Origin of the sequence: Erysipelothrix aquatica, from assembly GCF_009828775.2 — a bacterium.
In the GTDB taxonomy this organism is placed as follows: domain Bacteria; phylum Bacillota_I; class Bacilli_A; order Erysipelotrichales; family Erysipelotrichaceae; genus Erysipelothrix; species Erysipelothrix aquatica.
On record NZ_WTSY02000018.1, the window covers coordinates 1 to 19,630 of the forward strand.

General features: G+C 39.7%; 13 protein-coding genes and 1 other annotated feature. All 13 genes read left to right on the forward strand.

Annotated elements, in window-relative coordinates:
* Positions 1-2: 2 nt before the first annotated feature.
* Positions 3-1,319 (forward strand): exopolysaccharide biosynthesis polyprenyl glycosylphosphotransferase, encoded by a 1,317-nt coding sequence (locus tag GVV20_RS06220; RefSeq protein WP_250690176.1) that lies wholly within the window; start codon positions 3-5, stop codon positions 1,317-1,319.
* A gap of 159 nt (positions 1,320-1,478) precedes the next feature.
* The gene (locus GVV20_RS06225) at positions 1,479-2,672 is read left to right on the forward strand and encodes a hypothetical protein (RefSeq protein ID WP_159739991.1); all 1,194 of its coding nucleotides are present in this window, start codon (positions 1,479-1,481) and stop codon (positions 2,670-2,672) included.
* A gap of 11 nt (positions 2,673-2,683) precedes the next feature.
* On the forward strand, positions 2,684-4,297 hold the full coding sequence (locus tag GVV20_RS06230; RefSeq protein ID WP_159739992.1) for a gamma-glutamyltransferase family protein: 1,614 nt from the start codon (positions 2,684-2,686) through the stop codon (positions 4,295-4,297).
* A gap of 416 nt (positions 4,298-4,713) precedes the next feature.
* A complete protein-coding gene (locus GVV20_RS06235; protein ID WP_159739993.1) occupies positions 4,714-5,106 on the forward strand; it encodes a YxeA family protein in 393 nt (130 codons plus the stop codon).
* Positions 5,107-5,338: 232 nt separating this feature from the next.
* The gene (locus GVV20_RS06240) at positions 5,339-7,762 is read left to right on the forward strand and encodes an MSCRAMM family protein (RefSeq protein WP_159812659.1); all 2,424 of its coding nucleotides are present in this window, start codon (positions 5,339-5,341) and stop codon (positions 7,760-7,762) included.
* A 153-nt stretch (positions 7,763-7,915) separates the two neighbouring features.
* The gene (locus GVV20_RS06245; RefSeq protein ID WP_159739995.1) at positions 7,916-11,080 is read left to right on the forward strand and encodes an endo-beta-N-acetylglucosaminidase; all 3,165 of its coding nucleotides are present in this window, start codon (positions 7,916-7,918) and stop codon (positions 11,078-11,080) included.
* A 119-nt stretch (positions 11,081-11,199) separates the two neighbouring features.
* Positions 11,200-11,444 (forward strand) — a binding site (T-box leader).
* Between the two features lie 44 nt (positions 11,445-11,488).
* A complete protein-coding gene (locus GVV20_RS06250; protein WP_159739996.1) occupies positions 11,489-12,676 on the forward strand; it encodes a M20 family metallopeptidase in 1,188 nt (395 codons plus the stop codon).
* A gap of 2 nt (positions 12,677-12,678) precedes the next feature.
* The gene (locus GVV20_RS06255; protein ID WP_159739997.1) at positions 12,679-13,716 is read left to right on the forward strand and encodes a methionine ABC transporter ATP-binding protein; all 1,038 of its coding nucleotides are present in this window, start codon (positions 12,679-12,681) and stop codon (positions 13,714-13,716) included.
* Positions 13,700-14,380, forward strand: a complete 681-nt coding sequence (locus GVV20_RS06260; RefSeq protein ID WP_201287497.1) for a methionine ABC transporter permease — start codon at positions 13,700-13,702, stop codon at positions 14,378-14,380. Before GVV20_RS06255 ends, GVV20_RS06260 begins: the two co-directional genes overlap by 17 nt.
* Before the next feature lie 11 nt (positions 14,381-14,391).
* A complete protein-coding gene (locus GVV20_RS06265) occupies positions 14,392-15,198 on the forward strand; it encodes a MetQ/NlpA family ABC transporter substrate-binding protein (RefSeq protein WP_159739998.1) in 807 nt (268 codons plus the stop codon).
* Between the two features lie 155 nt (positions 15,199-15,353).
* Positions 15,354-17,618 carry a glycoside hydrolase family 10-like protein gene (locus GVV20_RS06270; protein WP_159739999.1) on the forward strand — a complete coding sequence of 755 codons (2,265 nt, stop codon included), beginning with the start codon at positions 15,354-15,356 and terminating at the stop codon, positions 17,616-17,618.
* A 253-nt stretch (positions 17,619-17,871) separates the two neighbouring features.
* Positions 17,872-18,369: an SWIM zinc finger family protein gene (locus GVV20_RS06275; RefSeq protein WP_159639297.1), complete on the forward strand. Its 498-nt coding sequence runs from the start codon at positions 17,872-17,874 to the stop codon at positions 18,367-18,369.
* An 8-nt stretch (positions 18,370-18,377) separates the two neighbouring features.
* Positions 18,378-19,616, forward strand: coding sequence for a M15 family metallopeptidase (locus tag GVV20_RS06280; protein WP_159740000.1), 1,239 nt, complete (start codon positions 18,378-18,380; stop codon positions 19,614-19,616).
* Positions 19,617-19,630: the final 14 nt, after the last annotated feature.

Here is a 19,630-nt window from a genome sequence, read left to right on the forward strand (position 1 = left end):
TAATTGTAGGATTAAAAGCAGTATTGTATGTCTTGTTAGGGTATACATTTTTTGAAGTGTTTGCACTACAAAATGTCGGACTTAATTATATCTCACGAACACTAGGGACAACCATGATGACATTCGCTGTCGTTGGAATCTTAATGCTCACAGTGTATGGTAACTTTGAAATTGGAAAAAAGAAAAGTAAGCCAATTATATTCTCTACTACGGTGGCTGTAATGTTTACAGACTTTGTCTCATACCTACAGCTAATGATTATGAACACCAATCCCAACAACAATCATTCATTCCGGTTGGAACAACTTGATCTCTTACTGATTGTATTGTTAATTCAAATTATTGCGATTATTATCTTTGCATATTTAGGAAACTGGATTTACTTCAAAATTAATGATCCGGTGAATGCGTTAATCATCTATGATGGGAATCACCCTGAAGTGAGTGTACGAAAAATTCAACGCTATATCTCACGCTTTAAACTTCAGTACCGAGTCATTGATACAATTGATGCTTCGCAATGTGATTTAGGAAAATATGTTGATAAAGTAGACTATGTTATTTTTTCAGATCTACCAGAGTCAGTGCGTAAACCATTAGTGGATGTTTGCTATGAGCATGCAATTAACTTTACGTTTGCACCATCAATTACCGATGTAATTCAGTTAAGTGGAGAGCATATTACATTTGATGATAAACCGATGGTGGATGTCAATGTATCTGGTCTAACAATGGAGCAACGTTTCTTCAAACGTGTTCTTGATATTGTTGCCGCACTTGCTGGTATTGTAATCTCGTCGCCAATTTGGATTGTATCTGCAATTGCAATTAAACTTGGTGATGGTGGGAAAATTCTCTTTACGCAAGATCGATACACCATTGATGGTAAAATCTTTAAAGTTTATAAATTTAGAACGATGAAAGAGAATGTGGAGAATTTCTCATCTACAGAGAATGATGATCGTATAACCAAAGTTGGGCGTGTACTTCGAAAAATCCGCATGGACGAATTACCACAACTTATCAACATTCTCAATGGCGACATGAGCCTTGTTGGGCCGCGTCCAGAGATGACAGAGAATGTAGATAAATATGAATCAGAATTACCTGAGTTCCGTTACCGTCTTCGAGTAAAAGCTGGGCTCACAGGTATTGCTCAAATTGAAGGTAAGTATAATACGAGTCCTTATGATAAATTACTCATGGATCTCGTATATATTGAAAACTATAGTGTTTGGTCTGATATTCGACTCATTTTGAGAACGGTCATTGTTCTCTTCAAATCGGATAGTACAGAAGGATTTGAAAGTAACGACTAACTTAAAACATCACTTAAAAAGTGATGTTTTTTTCTGCGTAAATTTATAGAGTCTTCATAAAAATCAATTGAAAAGAAACATTTTCAAATTGTTTCTGTAAATAGTTACATATTGTGTGAAACTATGTTACAATCATACACATTACAAAGGAGAAAGTGTATGCAACAGATTATAAGTAGCTTTACAGAAAACAATAGCTTATTCTATTTTTTTATAATAATGCTAGTGTTTGGGTTCGCCGATTTTATGGGCGTATTTACGAAGGCCAAGGTATCCTCGGTCTTCGTAGTTATGGTTGTTTTCCTGGTTGGATTTATGACGGGAGTATTTCCAACCGATATCGTTGAGCAAGCATTTTTGACTCAATTTGCGTCAATGTCAGCCGCAATTCTAATTTTCCACATGGGAACAATGATTAATTTAAAACAACTACGTGATGAATGGAAAACCGTGGTTACGGCCGTCGCATCTATGCTTGTCGTAATCGTAACATGCTTCGTCCTAATACCTATTATTGGTAGAGAAAATGCAATGGTTGCAATTCCAGTCCTCAATGGCGGAATTATATCAACACAAATCATGAGTAGTAAAGCAGCAGAGTTGGGATTGGTAGTTCCTGCAGCCTTCGCCGCTATCCTCTATGCCGTTAAAAAATTTGCGGGATCGTATCCTGCTTCGTATGTTGGGATGCAAGAGGCGAAAACAGTTTTAGCTGCCTATCGTAACGGGACCTATGAATCGAAACAAACGCAAGATGCTGAGAAGAAACGAAAAGGACTTGCAACCAAGCATACGAAGTACTTTACAGACTTTGTATGTTTGATGATTGCAGTCTGCTTTGCGTGGATTGCTGTTTCTCTTGGGAAACTCATGCCAAGTATTAACTATTCAATTTGGTCATTGTTATTTGGAGCAATCTTAGGTTATTACGATGTCGTGCCAACACGCATTCTTGAAAAAGGTAAAGCATCAGGTGTCTTCTCAATGTTAGTTTATGTCACCATTATTCCTTCGTTAGGTAAAGTAACGTTTACAGATCTTATGGCATTGGGAATGAATATTGTTGTGACTTTAGGTGCAACGATAGCGGTGCTCTATGTTGTGTTTGCCATTTTACCAGGTTGGAAACTCTTAAAGTCCAAACATCTTGCCTTTGGTGTTGCTTTAGCCCAGTATCTTGGGTTTCCGGCAACATACCTGGTCTCACAAGAAATTTCCAAAGCAATTACTGATGATGAAACAGAACAACAAATCGTCTTTGACCACATCATGCCACGTTATGTGGTTGCGGGAATGACTACTGTAACGACACTTTCGATTGTGGTTGCGGGAATCTTTGTCGCATTCTTATAGGAGGAAATAACATGATTAACTTTGATCCATATATGCATCGTTATCCATCCCGTCGTAATTTAGTTTATGGTCGGAAGGGAATGGTAGGAACGGCAAGTCCGTTAGCGTCACAAATTGGCTTAGAAATTCTTAAACTGGGAGGGAATGCAATTGATGCAGCGATTGCGACTGCAGCGGCATTAACTGTAGTTGAGCCGAGTGGGAATGGTTTAGGGGGCGATTGCTTCGCAATTGTTTGGCATGAGGGTCAAATGTACGGGCTGAATGCGAGTGGTGCAGCTCCAGGGCTGATGACGAAAGATGCCATCACTGCAAAAGGAGATAAAGCAATTACATTGTTTGGCTTAGATCCGGTGACGGTTCCGGGTATTCCTAGTGGTTGGGTGGCCTTATCTCAGAAATTCGGGAAACTCCCGCTCGAGACGGTTTTAGAGCCCGCAGCGCGCCTTGCAGAAGAAGGCTTCCCTGTCGCACCTAATGTCGCACGCTTATGGGAAAGATATTATAAAATCTATTCAAAAAATATTGAACAGTATCCGGTTCTTAAAACCTGGTTCGATACATTTTGTCCACATGGGCGCGCAATGCGTGTCGGAGAAATTTTTCACGCTCCGGGTCATGCAAAGACGATTCGTGAGATAGCGAGAACGCAAGGTGATTCTTTCTATAAAGGAAAGATAGCTGATGCAATTGATGCATTCTCAAGAGAAAATGGCGGATATATTCGCAAAGAAGATTTGGAAAAGCATCAAGCTGAATGGGTAAATCCAATGTCGGTCAATTACAAAGGCTATGACGTGTGGGAGTTGCCGCCCAACGGTATTGGTATCATGGTACTGATGGCATTAAATGTTCTTGAGAATCTTCCATTAACAGGAAAAGACGAAGTAGATACCTATCATAAACAAATTGAATCTTTGAAGCTTGCATTTACAGATGGCATGAAGCACATAGGTGAGCTCTCATTCATGCGCAAAGATTGGGAGTATTTATTATCCAAAGAGTATGGGTCCCAAAGAGCTGCAACAGTTACGGATCATGCTATGGAACCTGCACCTGGTGAACTGGATAATGCTGGGACGGTATATTTTGCAACTGCGGATGGAGATGGAAACATGGTTTCGTTCATTCAAAGTTGCTATACAGGATTCGGGTCAGGAAGTGTCGTTCCGGGATATGGGATTGCATTGCATAATCGAGGCTCTCAATTTACGTTAGATGAAGCGCACCCGAACTGTCTTGAACCTGGCAAGCGTCCCTTACATACGATTATTCCAGGATTTATTACAAAAGACGGTAAACCCGTAGGTCCCTTTGGAGTGATGGGAGGGCCACTGCAACCACAAGCTCATATGCAGGTTGTTAGTAGTATGATAGACTTCCACCTTAATCCACAAGATGCATTGGACGCACCACGTTGGCAATGGACTCATGGAAAAAAAGTTCAAGTCGAGAATACATTACCATTCCATATTGCCGAGGGCTTGATGCGAAGAGGTCATGATATTGAGATTCTAAACGAGACCATAATGCTAGGACGTGGTCAGATAATTCTTCGTGATGAATCTGGAGTTTTAATTGGTGCTACCGAGTCACGATCCGATGGGCACCTTGCGGTCTGGTAGAAATGAAATAATTTACAATGGCAAATGAAAACAGTTCCAAACACTGTGAAAATATGTTACAATCTAACAAATCGGTGGGAATCGTTTCGAACAGATTCTAGACTCTACACGATTGCGTCAATTTGTATTTGTAAAATGCATGAAAGGTCGTAGTGTCACTACTCCTTATCATCAATACAAACATCAAACAATTACGGCCTTGCTGAGCACATGTACGGTACGAATGATGGAGGAACAAATTGATAATGTGTGCTATTTTGTAGAGTCTCCTAGATGTAATGAGCGATTGATTAAGGCAGTGTACACATTCACTGCTTTTTTTCTTACAAAAGTGTAACCCTAGTGTTAGGTTATCTGTATTGTTCGTGTGATACAATGGTTGTGTTACACGAGGCATACAGCCGTGGAGGGATTATATGAAAAAAAATAAAGCTGGAGCATTTCTTGCTGTTGCAATTCTTGCAGTTGTGGGTATTGGTGGATACTTCATCAAAGACTATTATGACGGTCGTTACAAAAAATCGGATACGTTCTATGTTCATGTACCAATGTCACAAGAAGCAACGGTTACGGATATAAAAGATAGTAATGGTAAAGTTGTTGATCGCGGTCGTTCTTATACGTTTACAGGGTATAATGAAAAAGGAAATGCACGCGAAGTCAGTTTTTCTTATCAAACAAATGACGCATCAAAATTATTGCAACCTGGACAGTATCTAGCTGTTGATGTAAGTAAGACAATCGTGATTGGCCAAGAAGTTATTGCGGAAAGTAAGGTTCCGGATGCAGTGAAGCCATTCTTAAAATAATTTTCAAGGTATGATATCAAATCATACCTTTTTCAATACAAAAGTTCATAAATTCACAAAGAACTTAAATATAAAATTGTATTTCTTAATTTTAATAGAAATATTGATTAATAATTTCGGAATAACCGCCATGTCGCATAGGAAGTGCTAAACTATTAGTATAAGAATACAAGCAGAAAGGAGGGGGGGTACTTGTATTCAAGCACACACAATCGAAGAAAAGAGGAATAAAATGAAATACAATAAAATTGCAACAGTAATTTTAACTATTGCTATGGCGTTTGTTTCTTTTGGAATTGCGCCAAGCACCTATGCTGAAACATCGCCTGTGCAACAAGCTGGTGATTTTTATGAAGACTATCCTCAAGCCCGAAACCATATCTTAGGGGCAGCAGGTTTCTTTCATATTTTTGGTCGAGATATAACATCGAACTCGCATACAAATGGCAATATAGCGGCGATTAACTTTGGTGGCCAAGGCGATATCGGAACAAAACAATATGCAGCTACAGGTAACGTCGATGTTTCGTATATTCGTAGTTACACCCACCTACAAAGTGGCTCATTTCCGAATAAGGGGATGAATAAATTTGTCGTCGGAAGTGGGATGAATGTTGACTTAAGTAATCCAAATCAACCACGCATTAATGGTGGAACACTTGATAACTTAAGTGCTACTTCGATTTACCAAGACCCTGCAGATCATTACTATATCGATATTGACGCCGAACTCAATAAACTTGCAACGACAAGTTCAACACTATCTCAGGAAGTTGCAGATCTTGTAATTACTAATGACTCATTTCCGGATCGAAACAACCGCGTAATTGATGTAACAGACATTGATAAGGATCAAATTTTTGTTAAGGTTGATGGAAGTGTTTTAGATATTGAGACACCAATTATCGTAAAAGGCCTTGAGAAAAATGAAGGCAGTGAGTTCAAACAAGTCTTTATTACAGTTGATTATAGCGGTGCGCAATCAGCAACTATTCAGTCGACCGTCATGCTTGAGTATGCTGATGGTTCAAGACGGGGAAACAAAGAAACGACAGACTTTGCCGATAGTACCTTACTGTGGAATTTCACGGCAAATGGTACGCCAATGGAAGGAACAATCACTTTCAGAGGAACGTGGATTGGCTCGATTCTTGCACCCAAAGCCCATGTTGTGAATGAGAAAAACATTGATGGAACAATCATCGTTGATACTTTCACGAGTTCTGGTGAAACACACCGGTGGGACTTCCAAGATCCTGAACCACTGATGATTCGCTTGCGTAAAGTAGATGCAAATGATTCCGCTCGCGCTCTCAAAGGCGCCGTCTTTAAATTGGTAAATGAATCAGGAAAAGTACTCTACGATCATTTGACGACAGATATCCTTGGTGAAATCAAAGTTTCCATTCCAAAAGCTGGAAGGTATTGTTTTATTGAGACACAGGCCCCAGATGGATATACTTTGGACACACGAGAAAAATGTATAACCATAACAGAATCCATGATGTCTAAAGCAGAAGTTTTATTCGAAGTTACGAATACTAAAATACCCGATATGCCCAATTCACTCCTATTGCGTTTGCGCAAAATGGATGCTGCTGATTCGAGTAAAGTTTTAGCAGGCGCTGAATTCAAACTTGTAGATGAGAATGATTCGATTATCGCTGAAAACCTCACTACTGATACATTGGGTGAACTTACAGCTACAGTGACAAGTCCGGGAACTTATTGCTTTATCGAAACGAAAGCACCTGATGGCTATACGTTGGATGTGACACCAAAATGTGTGACTGTGACAGAAGCCATGTTGAACCAACCCGAAGTGCTTATCGAAATGACAAATGTGAAGACACCGGATAAACCAGAACCACTCTTATTGCGTTTGCGTAAGATGGATGCTACTGATTCGAGCAAAGTTTTAGCAGGCGCTGAATTCAAACTCGTGGATGAGAATGATTCGATTATCGCTGAAAACCTCACTACTGATACATTGGGTGAACTTGTAGCTTCAGTGACAAGTCCGGGAACTTATTGCTTTATCGAAACGAAAGCACCAGATGGCTATACGTTGGATGCGACTCCAAAATGTGTGACTGTGACAGAAGCCATGTTGAACCAACCCGAAGTGCTTATCGAAATGACAAATGTGAAGACACCGGATAAACCAGAACCATTAAATCTTCGACTACGAAAAATTGATTCAAAAGATAGTCTCAAAGTTCTTGAAGGTGCTGAGTTTAAGCTCATTTTTGAAACAGGTGAGGTTCTTTACGACAAACTTACAACGAATGCTCTCGGAGAAATTAACGTATCTATCCCTACAACTGGAACGTATTGTTTCATCGAAACGAAAGCACCCGAAGGTTATACTTTGGATGCAACTGAACACTGTGTGGCGGTAACAGAGTCAATGATGACTCAATCCGAAGTGCTTATATCAGTTACGAACGTTCGAATACCAGAAAAACCAACACCAGAAAAACCAACACCAGAAAAACCAACACCAGTCAAACCAGTTGATCCTGAAAACAAGGTATTACCAAAAACTGGTCAATCGGATGACCTTGTTCGATGGGGGTTAATTATCAGTGCTATTGGAATTGTGATAGGTGGTATTGTAGTTTATACAAAAAAAGAAATGATGATCAATAATTGAAAACCTTCAGAAATGAAGGTTTTTTTTCGATAGATGGGGAAAGATAATGACGGATATAAGGGAAGAGTATAAATCGTCATGATAGACCTATAATTTGTCTCTATTGTAAGCGGTTAACAAAATCGTACAATATCATGGTATAGGAGGTAACACATGAAACGACTGTTACAATGTCTCGTAACAATGGGACTTTTGCTTACGAGTTTAGTTTTACCAGTTATGGCAGAAACATCCGGGGAAGATGGATCTGTACAAACAACTGATGGGATTCCGGTCATTGAAGATCGCCCATATTCTTCATTTTTCTTTCCAAATGATTTCTTAGAATGGGATTTCAATACGGACCCCGATGCAATTCATAATGTATCAAAGGTACCGTTACAAAAACGTGTCAAAGGAACACCGGTGAATCCGGACCAAAATCCGGATGCAAAAGTAGTATCACTACCGATTGCAAACAAGAATACAAGTGGGACACCGTCACAAGGTTCCAGTGAAAAAGCAATCTACAACTTTACAAACTGGCAATATGTTGATGCCCTTGTTGGATGGGCAGGATCAGCTGGAGAAGGGATAATTGTTCCTCCCAGTGCTGATTTAGTTGACGTTGCACACCGCAATGGTGTCCCTGTTATGGGAACCGTATTCTTTCCTCCGAAAGCCTATGGAGGACAAAATCAATGGGTCAGTGAATTCTTGGTTAAGCGCGATGATGGCAGTTTTCCAATGGCAGACAAACTCATCGAAATGGCAGAGCTGTACGGATTTGATGGTTGGTTTATAAACCAAGAAACCAGTACAGGTAGTCCTGAACATGGTCAAGGATTTTTAGACTTTTTAGCGTATTACAACAATAACAAAAAAGACCATATGGAGCTCGTGTGGTATGACTCAATGCTTGAAAGCGGTCAAGTTAGTTGGCAAAATGAGCTAAATGATCGCAACAAGCGTTATTTCCAAAATGGTGAGCAAAGAACGTCAGACTACATGTTCTTAAACTTCTGGTTTGGACCACAAATGGTTGCAGGAAGTCGTGATAAGGCGATTTCTTTAAACCGCAGTCCATATGATGTATTAGCAGGCTTTGATGTTCAAGCTCGAGGTGTGAACAGTGGTGATAAACTGTCAAATGCAGTTGGAAGCGACAACAAGGTAATGACATCTGTTGGTCTTTACGCTCCAGACTGGACATTACGCGATGGTGGTCAGTATAATGTCGACAAATACTGGCAAAATGAAAGTGACTTCTGGATCAATCAGGCGGCAGACCCAAGAGATACATCCCAAGGGAAAAATACCTGGCAAGGAATGTCACGTTACTTTGTTGAGAAATCTCCAGTAACAAGCCTTCCATTCCATACAAGCTTCAATGTTGGAAATGGGGATAACTATTATCAAGATGGCGTGATTGCGAAAGCTGGCACATTCAATAACCGCTCAGTTCAAGATATTATGCCAACCTACCGTTGGATTCTTGACCAAAGTGACAATGAACTTTCCGCATTTATTGATTATAGTCGTGCGTACAATGGCGGTTCTTCCATTGGATTGAAAGGAACCATGACTGAAGGTGCTACAACACGCATGGACCTGTATGCAAGTGATCTTGCATTAACTGCAAACAATAAAGGAATCGTTCGTCATCATGGGAATGCAACAATCGATTTGGTGTTAGATTTTACTGACGGAACCCAAGAAGTGGTCAAAGGAACACAAACACCGAAGGGTGAATGGATTGAGACTCACTTCGAACTTGCAAGCCTCAGTGGAAAAACAGTTAAGAAAATCGCAATTGATATTACCGCAGATGAAACGATTGCATCGGGCTTAATTAATATCGGTTATTTAGGTATTGATGACAATACAGATAAAGCAGTGTCAGCGGTGAGTGACGTAAAAATCGTTGGGAAAAATGTCACCGATAACGTGAGTGCAAACTTACGATTGACATGGAACCATGATCAAGTAAATACACGTCAATACGATATTTATCGTGTCGAAGATGGTGTTCGCTACTATGAAGGAAGCACCGCAAATACAGCTTATTATGTAGAAAATCAACAGAGACCAGAGACTGGAAAACTTCACTATGAAGTCGTTCCAGTTGACGAAACAAATGTAAAACATTTTAATAAAGCGGCATCCGTAGACTTTAAATTTGAAGCTGTGGGTCTTCCAAGTGGAGACTTTAGAATATCCTCAAGTTTTGTTAAGGTTGGTGAGGAAGTAACCTTAACAGCGGTTCCATCACAATCAACAAAAACAGTTAACTGGCTTGTTGAAGGTGCTGTGACAGATCGACTTGAAGGTGTTGAGACAACCGCCTCCTTTGATCAAGCAGGTGTCTACAGCATAACTATGACGTTAGGCAATGAGGCAGGAACTACGGATGTTCGTAAACAAAATCTAATTTACGTTTATGATGATACTTTAGTTACGAAACCACAGTCCCTTTCAAATCTTGCACAAAATTTCAAAGTGTCAAATTCATGTGCGCCAAGTGAAGGTGCAGCTCAAGCTTTTGACGATTCAGACGCAACGAAGTGGTGTGATAATAAGACAGAGAAACCATGGCTAGAAGCATCATTCCCACAAACTGTAACACTAACTGACTTTGAACTTCATCATGCTGAAGCTGGTGGGGAAAACAAGGAGTGGAATACACGTGACTATGAAATTCTAACAAGCATGGATGGTGAAACATGGGAAACTGCCGTCATGAGAACATGGAATACAGATGCCATTACCAAAGACGCGATTCCTGCAACGCAAGCAAATCATATTCGACTTGTGCTCCATAAAGCTGAAAGTACCGGAAATGTTGCACGAATTTACTCATTCAAAGTAAATGGTATTAACGGTGTGGATATTGAAGTACTACCAAACCAAAACGAAATAAGTGCACTTCGAAGTTTACAGTATGAAACAGATGTAGATTTAACAAAATACACGGACGAATCAGCACGTGTTCTTGTCAGTGCACGTACACGTATGAATGAAATTCTTGCTAACAATGGAATTGGTGTGGATAAAGAAACAATTCTGAATGTCATTGCGGAAGTAAAGGATGCATTTGCAGGCTTAGAATTGAAAGATATTGATCCAATCGATCCAATCGATCCAATTGATCCAATCGACCCAATCGATCCGATTGATCCTGTCAAACCCGTTGACCCTGAAGTTGTGAAGCCGAAACCGGAAACGAAGGAAGAGAAGCTACCGGCAACAGGAATTGGAAATACTTTACTAATTTCGGGTGGATTCCTGACTTTAGTGGGTGTTGGTGTTTACGAAGTCAACCGTCGTCGCAAACAATAAACTTAAAAGTATGCACAGATACTGTGCATACTTTTGTATGTAAGTTGAGCCTTAAATGAAGGGTTTTAGCAATAATTTCGAAAAGGTGTTGACATTTGAAACATTATTGGTAATAATAGTGAAAAGCGATGAAAAGGAAAGTAACTTCATGAAAGTTCTTACAGAGAATCTACGTATGGTGAGAGTAGACGAACGGAAACGAAGCGAAAATGGCCTTGGAGCAATGATGCTGAAACACGAAAAGTGGTTTAGGCACATCGGGAGTGCCCGTTAAAGCGCTAGAGAATGATAGTTCTTGAAGAGGTTTATGATCGTGAGACATAAACGAATTAAGGTGGTAACATGAGCAGCGCTCATCCTTAGGGATGGGCGCTTTTTATATGCTTACAAAGCAAAGGGAGAAAGAATATGACACACAAAATTGATGAATATGTAAACCAACAACACGAAATATACAAAAAAATTGCCTTGGATATTCATGCGAAACCAGAAGTAAGTAATTACGAGTTCTTTGCGAGTGAGACCCTCGCAAACCAACTTAAAGCAGAAGGTTTTGATGTTAAGGTCGATGTTGCAGGACACCGTACAGGTTTTGATGCACGATATGTTTCAAAGAAACAAGGACCTGTAATTGCATTTCTAGCTGAGTACGATGCGCTTGTCGGAATCGGGCATGCATGTGGGCACAACCTCTTTGGTGCAACCTCATCCTTAGCGGGTGCTGCTTTAAAACAAATTGTTGATGAAGTCGGCGGTGAAATTCGAATCTATGGAACACCGGGAGAAGAAGGTGGCGAGAATGGATCTGCAAAAGGAAGCTTTGTTCGTGAAGGGTTCTTCGAAGATGTAGACGCTGCATTATGTGTCCATCCAGGTCACTTGCATGGAGGAACGACATCAGGACTTGCAAATGATCCAGTCGATGTTGAATTCTTCGGACGAGCAAGTCATGCGTCTGGTAATCCCCAACATGGAATAAACGCTCTGGACGCAGTCATTCAAGTGTTCAACAGTGTTAACGCATTACGTGAACACTTAACTGATGATGTTCGAATTCATGGAATTGTAACGCATGGTGGTGATGCACCAAATGTAGTACCTGAATATGCATCAGCGCGCTTCTACCTACGTGCCAAAAGCCGTACAACCCTTAATGATGTTTACCAAAAATTTGAGAACATTATAAAAGGTGCAGCACTAGCTACTGGATGTACACATAAATTTGGACTCTTCCAAAACAGTGTTGATAATATCATCCTTACCCCGTCCTTCGATGCAATTTATGAAGCAAAACTTGCAACGTACGGTGAAGTATTCACACCACGCAAAGTCACTGGAGGGCAAGGATCCTCAGACGTAGGAAATGTGAGTCAGGTTGTTCCAACGATTCAACCCTATATTAATATCAACAATACACCAATGGCTGGACACAGTGTTGAATTTAGAGAAGCATCGAAGAGTGAGCTTGGACTCGATTCAATTGCTCTAGGTGCAAAAGTTCTTGCCCATACAGCATTGGAATTACTGACAAATCCTGAATTACTAGAAGCAATTAAAAAAGAACATCGAGAAAATGTGGTATTGCAAGGAGAATAAGAATGATTGAATTTCAAAATGTATCCAAAACATTTCAAACAAAGCAACTGAATGTCCATGCACTTCAAGACGTTAGTTTTAAGGTTACACCGGGAGAAATATTCGGCGTTATCGGATTTAGCGGTGCAGGAAAGAGCACGCTTGTTCGCTGCATTAATTTACTAGAGCGCCCAGAATCGGGAAAAATTATCGTGAATGGCGTTGATGTGAAGTCGTTAAATCCACGCGAACTTCGCAATGAGCGTCGTAAAATTGGAATGATATTTCAAGGCTTTAACTTACTAAATTCCCGAACTGTTTATGAAAATATTGCATTTCCGTTACGCTATAAAGGGAAGACTAAACATGAAATCAAAGATAAAGTTGAGTCCCTTCTCGAACTGGTGGGAATTGCAGACAAACGCGATGTTTTTCCATCACAATTGTCAGGTGGCCAAAAACAACGTGTTGCGATTGCACGTGCTTTAGCGAACGATCCAGACATTCTGTTATGTGACGAGGCCACGAGTGCTCTTGATCCGCAAACCACCCAGACAATATTGAAATTATTGAAGGAAGTTAATGAACGTTTGGGAATCACAATTGTAATTATTACGCATGAAATGGCTGTTGTAAAAACAGTTTGCGATCGTGTGGCTGTGATGGAAAATGGCCATATTAAAGAGTTGGATGCAGTGACCGAAATATTTGCAAACCCACAAGCATCCATTACCAAAGATTTTGTAGACACGACTACCAATCTTACGTCACTGCAAGCATTAATCAACGAGAAACCTGAAGTCTTAGCACTCGATGAAGCTCAGCAATTAGTAAGACTTGATTTCCGGGGGAATATTACCCAAGAGGCAATCATTTCAGAAGTAAGTTTACGTTTCAATGTTAAAGCAAGTATTGTCTTTGCGAATGTCGAAATTGTTCATGACGAAGTGTTAGGGATTCTCGTGGTCATCTTGACTGGTGAACGTCAAATTGAAGCGCTTGAATTTTTACAGGCGACCGGGGTGAAAGTAGAGGTATTTGAAAATGACAAGCGTGCTTGAAACATATTTACCGAACCTAATGAACTATCAAGATGAGTTCGTAAAAGCGATTTGGCAGACGATTGAAATGGTTGTTCGTAGTGGAGTGATTGCCTTTGTCATCGGAATTACTTTAGGTGTGATTTTGGTGGTTACCCGTGAGGATGGTATTCTCGAAAATAAATGGGTGTATCAAGCTTTGGATAAATCCACCAACTTGTTACGCTCAATTCCATTTGTCATTTTGATAACTTTCATTGCACCACTAACACGAATTATTGCAGGAACAAGTATTGGGATTGATGGTGCGATTGTACCACTCGTAATTGGATGTGTTCCCTTCCTAATGCGACAAGTTGATATGGCGCTATCTGATATTGATTCTGGTTTGATTGAAGCAGCAACTGCAATGGGAGTTTCCCCGGTAGGGATTATCTTCCGTGTTTATTTGAAAGAAAGTATTCCAGCACTCGTTCGTGCCACAACCATCACAATTGTAAGCCTGATTGGTCTTACTGCAATGGCAGGTATCGTCGGTGGAGGCGGTCTTGGAGATTTTGTAACTCGTTATGGTCATGCCCGTTACATGCATGATATTACCAATGTTTCAGTTCTTGTAATTCTAATTATGATCAGTGTTGTGCAAGGATTAGGAACCATTATTATTAAGAAAACAACACACTAAGGAGAAAATATATGAAAAAAATAGTCACAATCCTCATCGTAGGATTATTGGTTTTAGTAGGATGTGGATCAAAACCAGCACCAGCTACAGGTGATGAAAAGGTCGTTAAAGTAGGAATGATCGGGAGTGATTCGGTAGTTTGGAAACATGTTGCTGAAGAAGCTGCCAAAGAAGGTATCAAAATTGAAATTGTTGCTTTTAGTGATTATACGCAACCCAATGCTGCCTTAAACAATGGCGAAATTGATTTAAATGCGTTTCAACATCAAGTCTATTTGGAGAATGAAGTTGAAACGAATAAGTATGATTTAGTCTCGATTGCGAAGACATCAATTGCACCACTGGGTCTTTACTCAAACAAAATTACCGATTTAAAAGAGGTTAAAGAAAATGATAAAGTCGCAATTCCAAATGATGTTACAAACGGTGGTCGTGCATTACAACTCTTACAAGCCAATGGGTTTATCAAACTGAATGATGCGAAATTCCCAACCTTAAAAGATATTGTAGAAAATCCACTAAACTTGGAGATTGTTGAATTGGCAGCTGCGCAAATTCCAGCATCGTTACCGGATGTTGCATTTGCAGCCGTGAACTCCGGAATTGCGGTTGATGCAGGGCTTAATCCGACCGAAAAAGCAATCGTTTTAGAAGATGTAAGTATCTCACAAGAGAATCCTTATGTGAACTTAATTGCAGCTCGTAGTGAAGATAAAGATAATCCAACTTTCAAACGTATTGTTGAATTGTATCAAACAGATGCTGTGAAACAACTTGTGATTGAAGACAGTAAAGGTGCCTCAATTCCAGTGTGGTAGAAAAATAGTGCTGCGGCACTATTTTTTTCTGCAAAAGAATCCCTAAAGAGTGGCTGAAATGCTCATTATTAAAAATTATTTCCAATATTTTACCGAATATAGTGAAATATTATTTCTAACGTGTATAATAAATGTAAGCGCTATAGGAGGAAAATATGAAAAAAACTTTGGTTTTATTTCTAGCACTTTTTTTAGGATTATCAACATATCAAGTTGGAGCATCAACCTCTGAACCTCTGTATAAGTACAAAAAACTTGCAGATGAAACAATGGGGTATGACAAAACAGATCCAGTCATGTATTACAACGGCAGTACGGAACAAATCGAAATTCCTGTTGCTTACAATCAAGAACAAACGCAATTTAAATCATCGTGGATTGGTACGATTTTCAACCTACACTTCCCACAAATAAGTGACGAAACGGCATTTAAAGAAATGTACGAATCGCGTCTTGATGATTTTGAATCATGGAATATGAATGCAATGATTTTCCAAGTTAGACCTTTATTAGATGCATTCTATCCATCAGCAATAAATCCAACATCAGAATTCTTAAGTGGTAAACAAGGACAAGATGTAGATTTTGACCCTCTTGCATACATGGTCGATGCAACGCATGAACGTGGTATGGAATACCATGCTTGGTTTAACCCTTATCGTGTCACGAATTCAGATATTATGTCAGCAGGTGTGTTAGCAAAACTATCTGCAGTTGGTTTTAGTAAAGAAGATGTAGCGGCTATGAATACAGGCGAGCGTGTTGCAGCACTTAACAAAGCCGGTGTCCTCGCCGATACAAACTTCGCAGTTAAAAATCCAGGATACGTTCTTGAGTTTCAAGGAAAGTTATTCTTAAACCCAGGTGAGCCGGATGTTATTAACCATGTTGGCGATACCATTCACGAAGTTGTAACTAACTATGATGTTGATGCGATTCACTTCGATGATTACTTCTACCCATATAAAGGGGCAGTACTCAAAGATGAAAATGGCGTTGATATTCCAAATAGCGAAATTTTCGGAAGTAAAAATGAAGATCGAGCAACATTCGAAAAATATGGAAAAGGCTATGAGGACTCCCCAGCAGGAATAGAATCATGGCGTCGTGATAATGTTACCAAACTCATCGACAAAGTGAACGACGTTATTGGAACACACAATAACAAAACGGAATCATCCGTTCAATTTGGAATTAGTCCATTTGGGATTTGGGAACACAAATCAATTGATGATCGAGGCTCAAATACTCCTCAAGGATCATCCAAGTCATACTCCCAAACAATTTTTGCGGATACTTACCAGTGGATTAAAGATGGCAAATTGGATTATGTAGCACCACAAATTTACTGGGCATTTGGTGCTGGAGCAGCCCCATACGGTGAACTTGCACGTTGGTGGGACCAAGCTGTAGAAGGAACTCAAACTAAACTATATATTGGCCATGCCAACTACAAACATGTTAATAACTCATGGGATAGCGATTGGAAGAATCCTGAAGAAATCAACAATCAAATGAAATTTAATCAAACACTATCCAACATTGCAGGTAGCGCGTTGTATGGATACTCAGACATAATGCCATCCAATCTGGATACTGTTGATCCAGCGAAACGTGGGGCCCACGCTATTAAGAATGAGAGTTTAGAAATCCTACGTAATGACTCATTTGCGAAAGTGTCACTATCGCCAAGTCATCCTCAGTTATCACATGGTAACGTCGTGCCATTAGACGGCATAGAATTGAAAGATAATACCCTTTTATGGACTGAAACGAACAATACCAACGCACGTATGTACGTTGTTTATGGTGGCGACGAAGGTCAAAGTGTTGATGACATCATGCAGACAGGTACAATTCTTGGGAAAGTGAATTTCGCTGGAAAACAAGATTATGTATTTGACGTTTCTAATGCCTCATATGATACATATGTTGTGAGTGTTGTAGACAAAGCATATGTTCAAACGGACGGAAAAACGGCGGAAACATTTGTTTTTGATGCAACGCTACAAAACCTTGCGTTAGAGATCAAAAAAGATACGACGCTAACGAAACAACAATTTTTAGACTTACTGCAAATTCAAGCAAATGATACCTACCAGGTTGCTACAAACTTTGATGAAGTCTTTGATGCAAGCAAACTGGGAACAGTTCAGATTTCGGTAACACTGACTTCGGATAGAACAGGCGCAAGTGTTCCGTTCAGCGTAAACTTAAATATTGTGAAAGCTGATACGAATCCGGAAGTAAAACCAGAACCCGAGCCAAAACCTGAAACAAAGCCAGATAAAGATAACAATGAATCACCAACAACCCTACCAGCAACTGGTGTTCAAGAAAATTACCTCGGTTATAGCATTTTGGTTGCAGGATTTGTACTCGTAATCTTTGGTAAGCGTCGCCATAATAAAGCAAAATAGCAGATAAAAATCATCTGTTTCAACGTAAAAAAAGAACGATTAGAGTGTCATAATCATTAATAATCCTCGCAATCAAGTATTAAAAAAAAACTTATCCAAATGCCAATGGATAAGTTTTTTTATGGTATCAAATAGTTGTGGAAGTCGACGAAAATACTGAAAAAAGAGGAAGCAAGAATCAAAAAGAAAATTAGTGTATAATATACAAGTAGGAATGTAAAGATATTAAACATAATTAGAATTAGGAGTACACATGGAAGTAGGATTTTATTTTAGAGACTATATTTATAACCGCGGTGAAACGCTATTAGAAGAATCAAAAGTTCAAATTATTGAAGATACAAAAGAAGTGATACGAGCTCGTGTGCAAGGCAGTGATTTGTATATCGTTCGGATTGAAATTACAGGGAATGCAGTGGATTCAATGTATTGCTCCTGCGAACATGCAAAAAAAGGCAACAACTGTAAACACATGGCTGCAACTATTGCGTCATCGATTAAAAACGGAAATATCCACAACTTTAGTGTTGAGGCACTCGAAACCTTTGATGATTATGCTTCCGACTTGGATATGCAAGAAGGTACTTTGACCCCAGAATTAATGGTTGAAGTTGGTCACCTCTTATCGCTATTGTCGCATGATAATTTGATTGAATATTTAATCGTGTTATTTGAGCGTTATCCGCAATTAGCACAACAATTTTCAGAGTTTGATTTCACATTTGATGGACAAGGTGAAGACTTGTCATAGGAGCCAGTATGAAACGTAAAAGTTATATTCAAATAGGGATTGTCGCTATTTTTGCGTTATACGCAATTTACTCACTCACAAAAATTAAAACACCGGTTGAGTCAATGCAAGATAAAATGACGGTTGAAGTGGGAACAATTATTGATTTGGGTGCCATCGCAAAACAACAGAATATTGAGTCTGGTGTTGTTGAAGTGAATGGGAAAGTTGCCGAAAGTAATCAATACACTATTAATAAACCAGAAAAAGTAAAAGATAAGAATCTAGCCGTTGTCATTTCATCGAAAAAAGAGAATCGTGTGCATCGTTTTGAGATTGCAATTGTTGAAAATCGTGATGTCGCACTAACGGTACGTCATAACGATCAGGTATTGAAAGATCAAGAGCGTGTGAATGCTACAGCGGGATCCTTAGTTGCAAGTGCAGATTATATCAAAGACTATGATAAAGTTGCAGCAACAGTGACGTCAAATCTCGATACAGTCGATTGGGATACGGATGGTGAATATCCTGTAACTTTTGAGACAAGTGCTGAAGGAAAATCGCAAACAATCAACATTACAGTTGTTGTTGGGGCCGCAGAAGAACGTGATACAACAGAAGATGTTGCAGTAAAACCGGAACCTGAAACCAATGAAGAAAAACCCAAAGAAGCATCAAATGAGAAACCACAGTCAGAACTTGCAAGTGTTACTAATGCAGGTTCTGAACTCGTTTTGGTGACTAAGCAACGAGCATTACCGGCAGATTATGTACCTCCACTCAAAGACATTCCTGAAGCATATGCGGTCAGCACCGGGTATGAGGCAACGCCTGCTACAGTCGACGCCTTTATTGCGATGGTAGACACCATGAAAAGTGAAACGGGAATGTGGATGTATACGACATCATCATACCGTGATTATGACTTTCAAAATGAATTGTATACCAATTATGTAGCGCAACATGGCCAGGCCGAAGCTGATCGTATGTCTGCTCGACCAGGGACGTCTGAGCATCAAACAGGTCTTGTTATCGATGTAGTAACACCAGGTGGTTACATGTTTGATTTTGCACAAACTGAGCAGTCAACATGGGTTAATAACAATGCCCATAAGTTTGGATTTATTGTGCGATATCCTGAAGGAAAAGAACACATTACAGGCTATATGCCAGAGGCATGGCACTTGCGTTATGTCGGGAAAGATATGGCCACAAAAGTTAAGAGCTCAGGACTAACCTTTGATGAAGTGTTAGCACAAAGTTAAAAATAAATGATTAA

Excerpts from the sequence above, each read along its gene's own strand:
- GVV20_RS06245 (WP_159739995.1), top strand. The coding sequence starts at position 7,916 with ATGAAACGACTGTTACAATGTCTCGTAACAATGGGACTTTTGCTTACG.
- GVV20_RS06240 (WP_159812659.1), top strand. The coding sequence starts at position 5,339 with ATGAAATACAATAAAATTGCAACAGTAATTTTAACTATTGCTATGGCG.
- GVV20_RS06265 (WP_159739998.1), top strand. The coding sequence starts at position 14,392 with ATGAAAAAAATAGTCACAATCCTCATCGTAGGATTATTGGTTTTAGTA.
- GVV20_RS06250 (WP_159739996.1), top strand. The coding sequence starts at position 11,489 with ATGACACACAAAATTGATGAATATGTAAACCAACAACACGAAATATAC.
- GVV20_RS06235 (WP_159739993.1), top strand. The coding sequence starts at position 4,714 with ATGAAAAAAAATAAAGCTGGAGCATTTCTTGCTGTTGCAATTCTTGCA.
- GVV20_RS06270 (WP_159739999.1), top strand. The coding sequence starts at position 15,354 with ATGAAAAAAACTTTGGTTTTATTTCTAGCACTTTTTTTAGGATTATCA.
- GVV20_RS06280 (WP_159740000.1), top strand. The coding sequence starts at position 18,378 with ATGAAACGTAAAAGTTATATTCAAATAGGGATTGTCGCTATTTTTGCG.
- GVV20_RS06230 (WP_159739992.1), top strand. The coding sequence starts at position 2,684 with ATGATTAACTTTGATCCATATATGCATCGTTATCCATCCCGTCGTAAT.
- GVV20_RS06275 (WP_159639297.1), top strand. The coding sequence starts at position 17,872 with ATGGAAGTAGGATTTTATTTTAGAGACTATATTTATAACCGCGGTGAA.
- GVV20_RS06260 (WP_201287497.1), top strand. The coding sequence starts at position 13,700 with ATGACAAGCGTGCTTGAAACATATTTACCGAACCTAATGAACTATCAA.
- GVV20_RS06225 (WP_159739991.1), top strand. The coding sequence starts at position 1,479 with ATGCAACAGATTATAAGTAGCTTTACAGAAAACAATAGCTTATTCTAT.
- GVV20_RS06255 (WP_159739997.1), top strand. The coding sequence starts at position 12,679 with ATGATTGAATTTCAAAATGTATCCAAAACATTTCAAACAAAGCAACTG.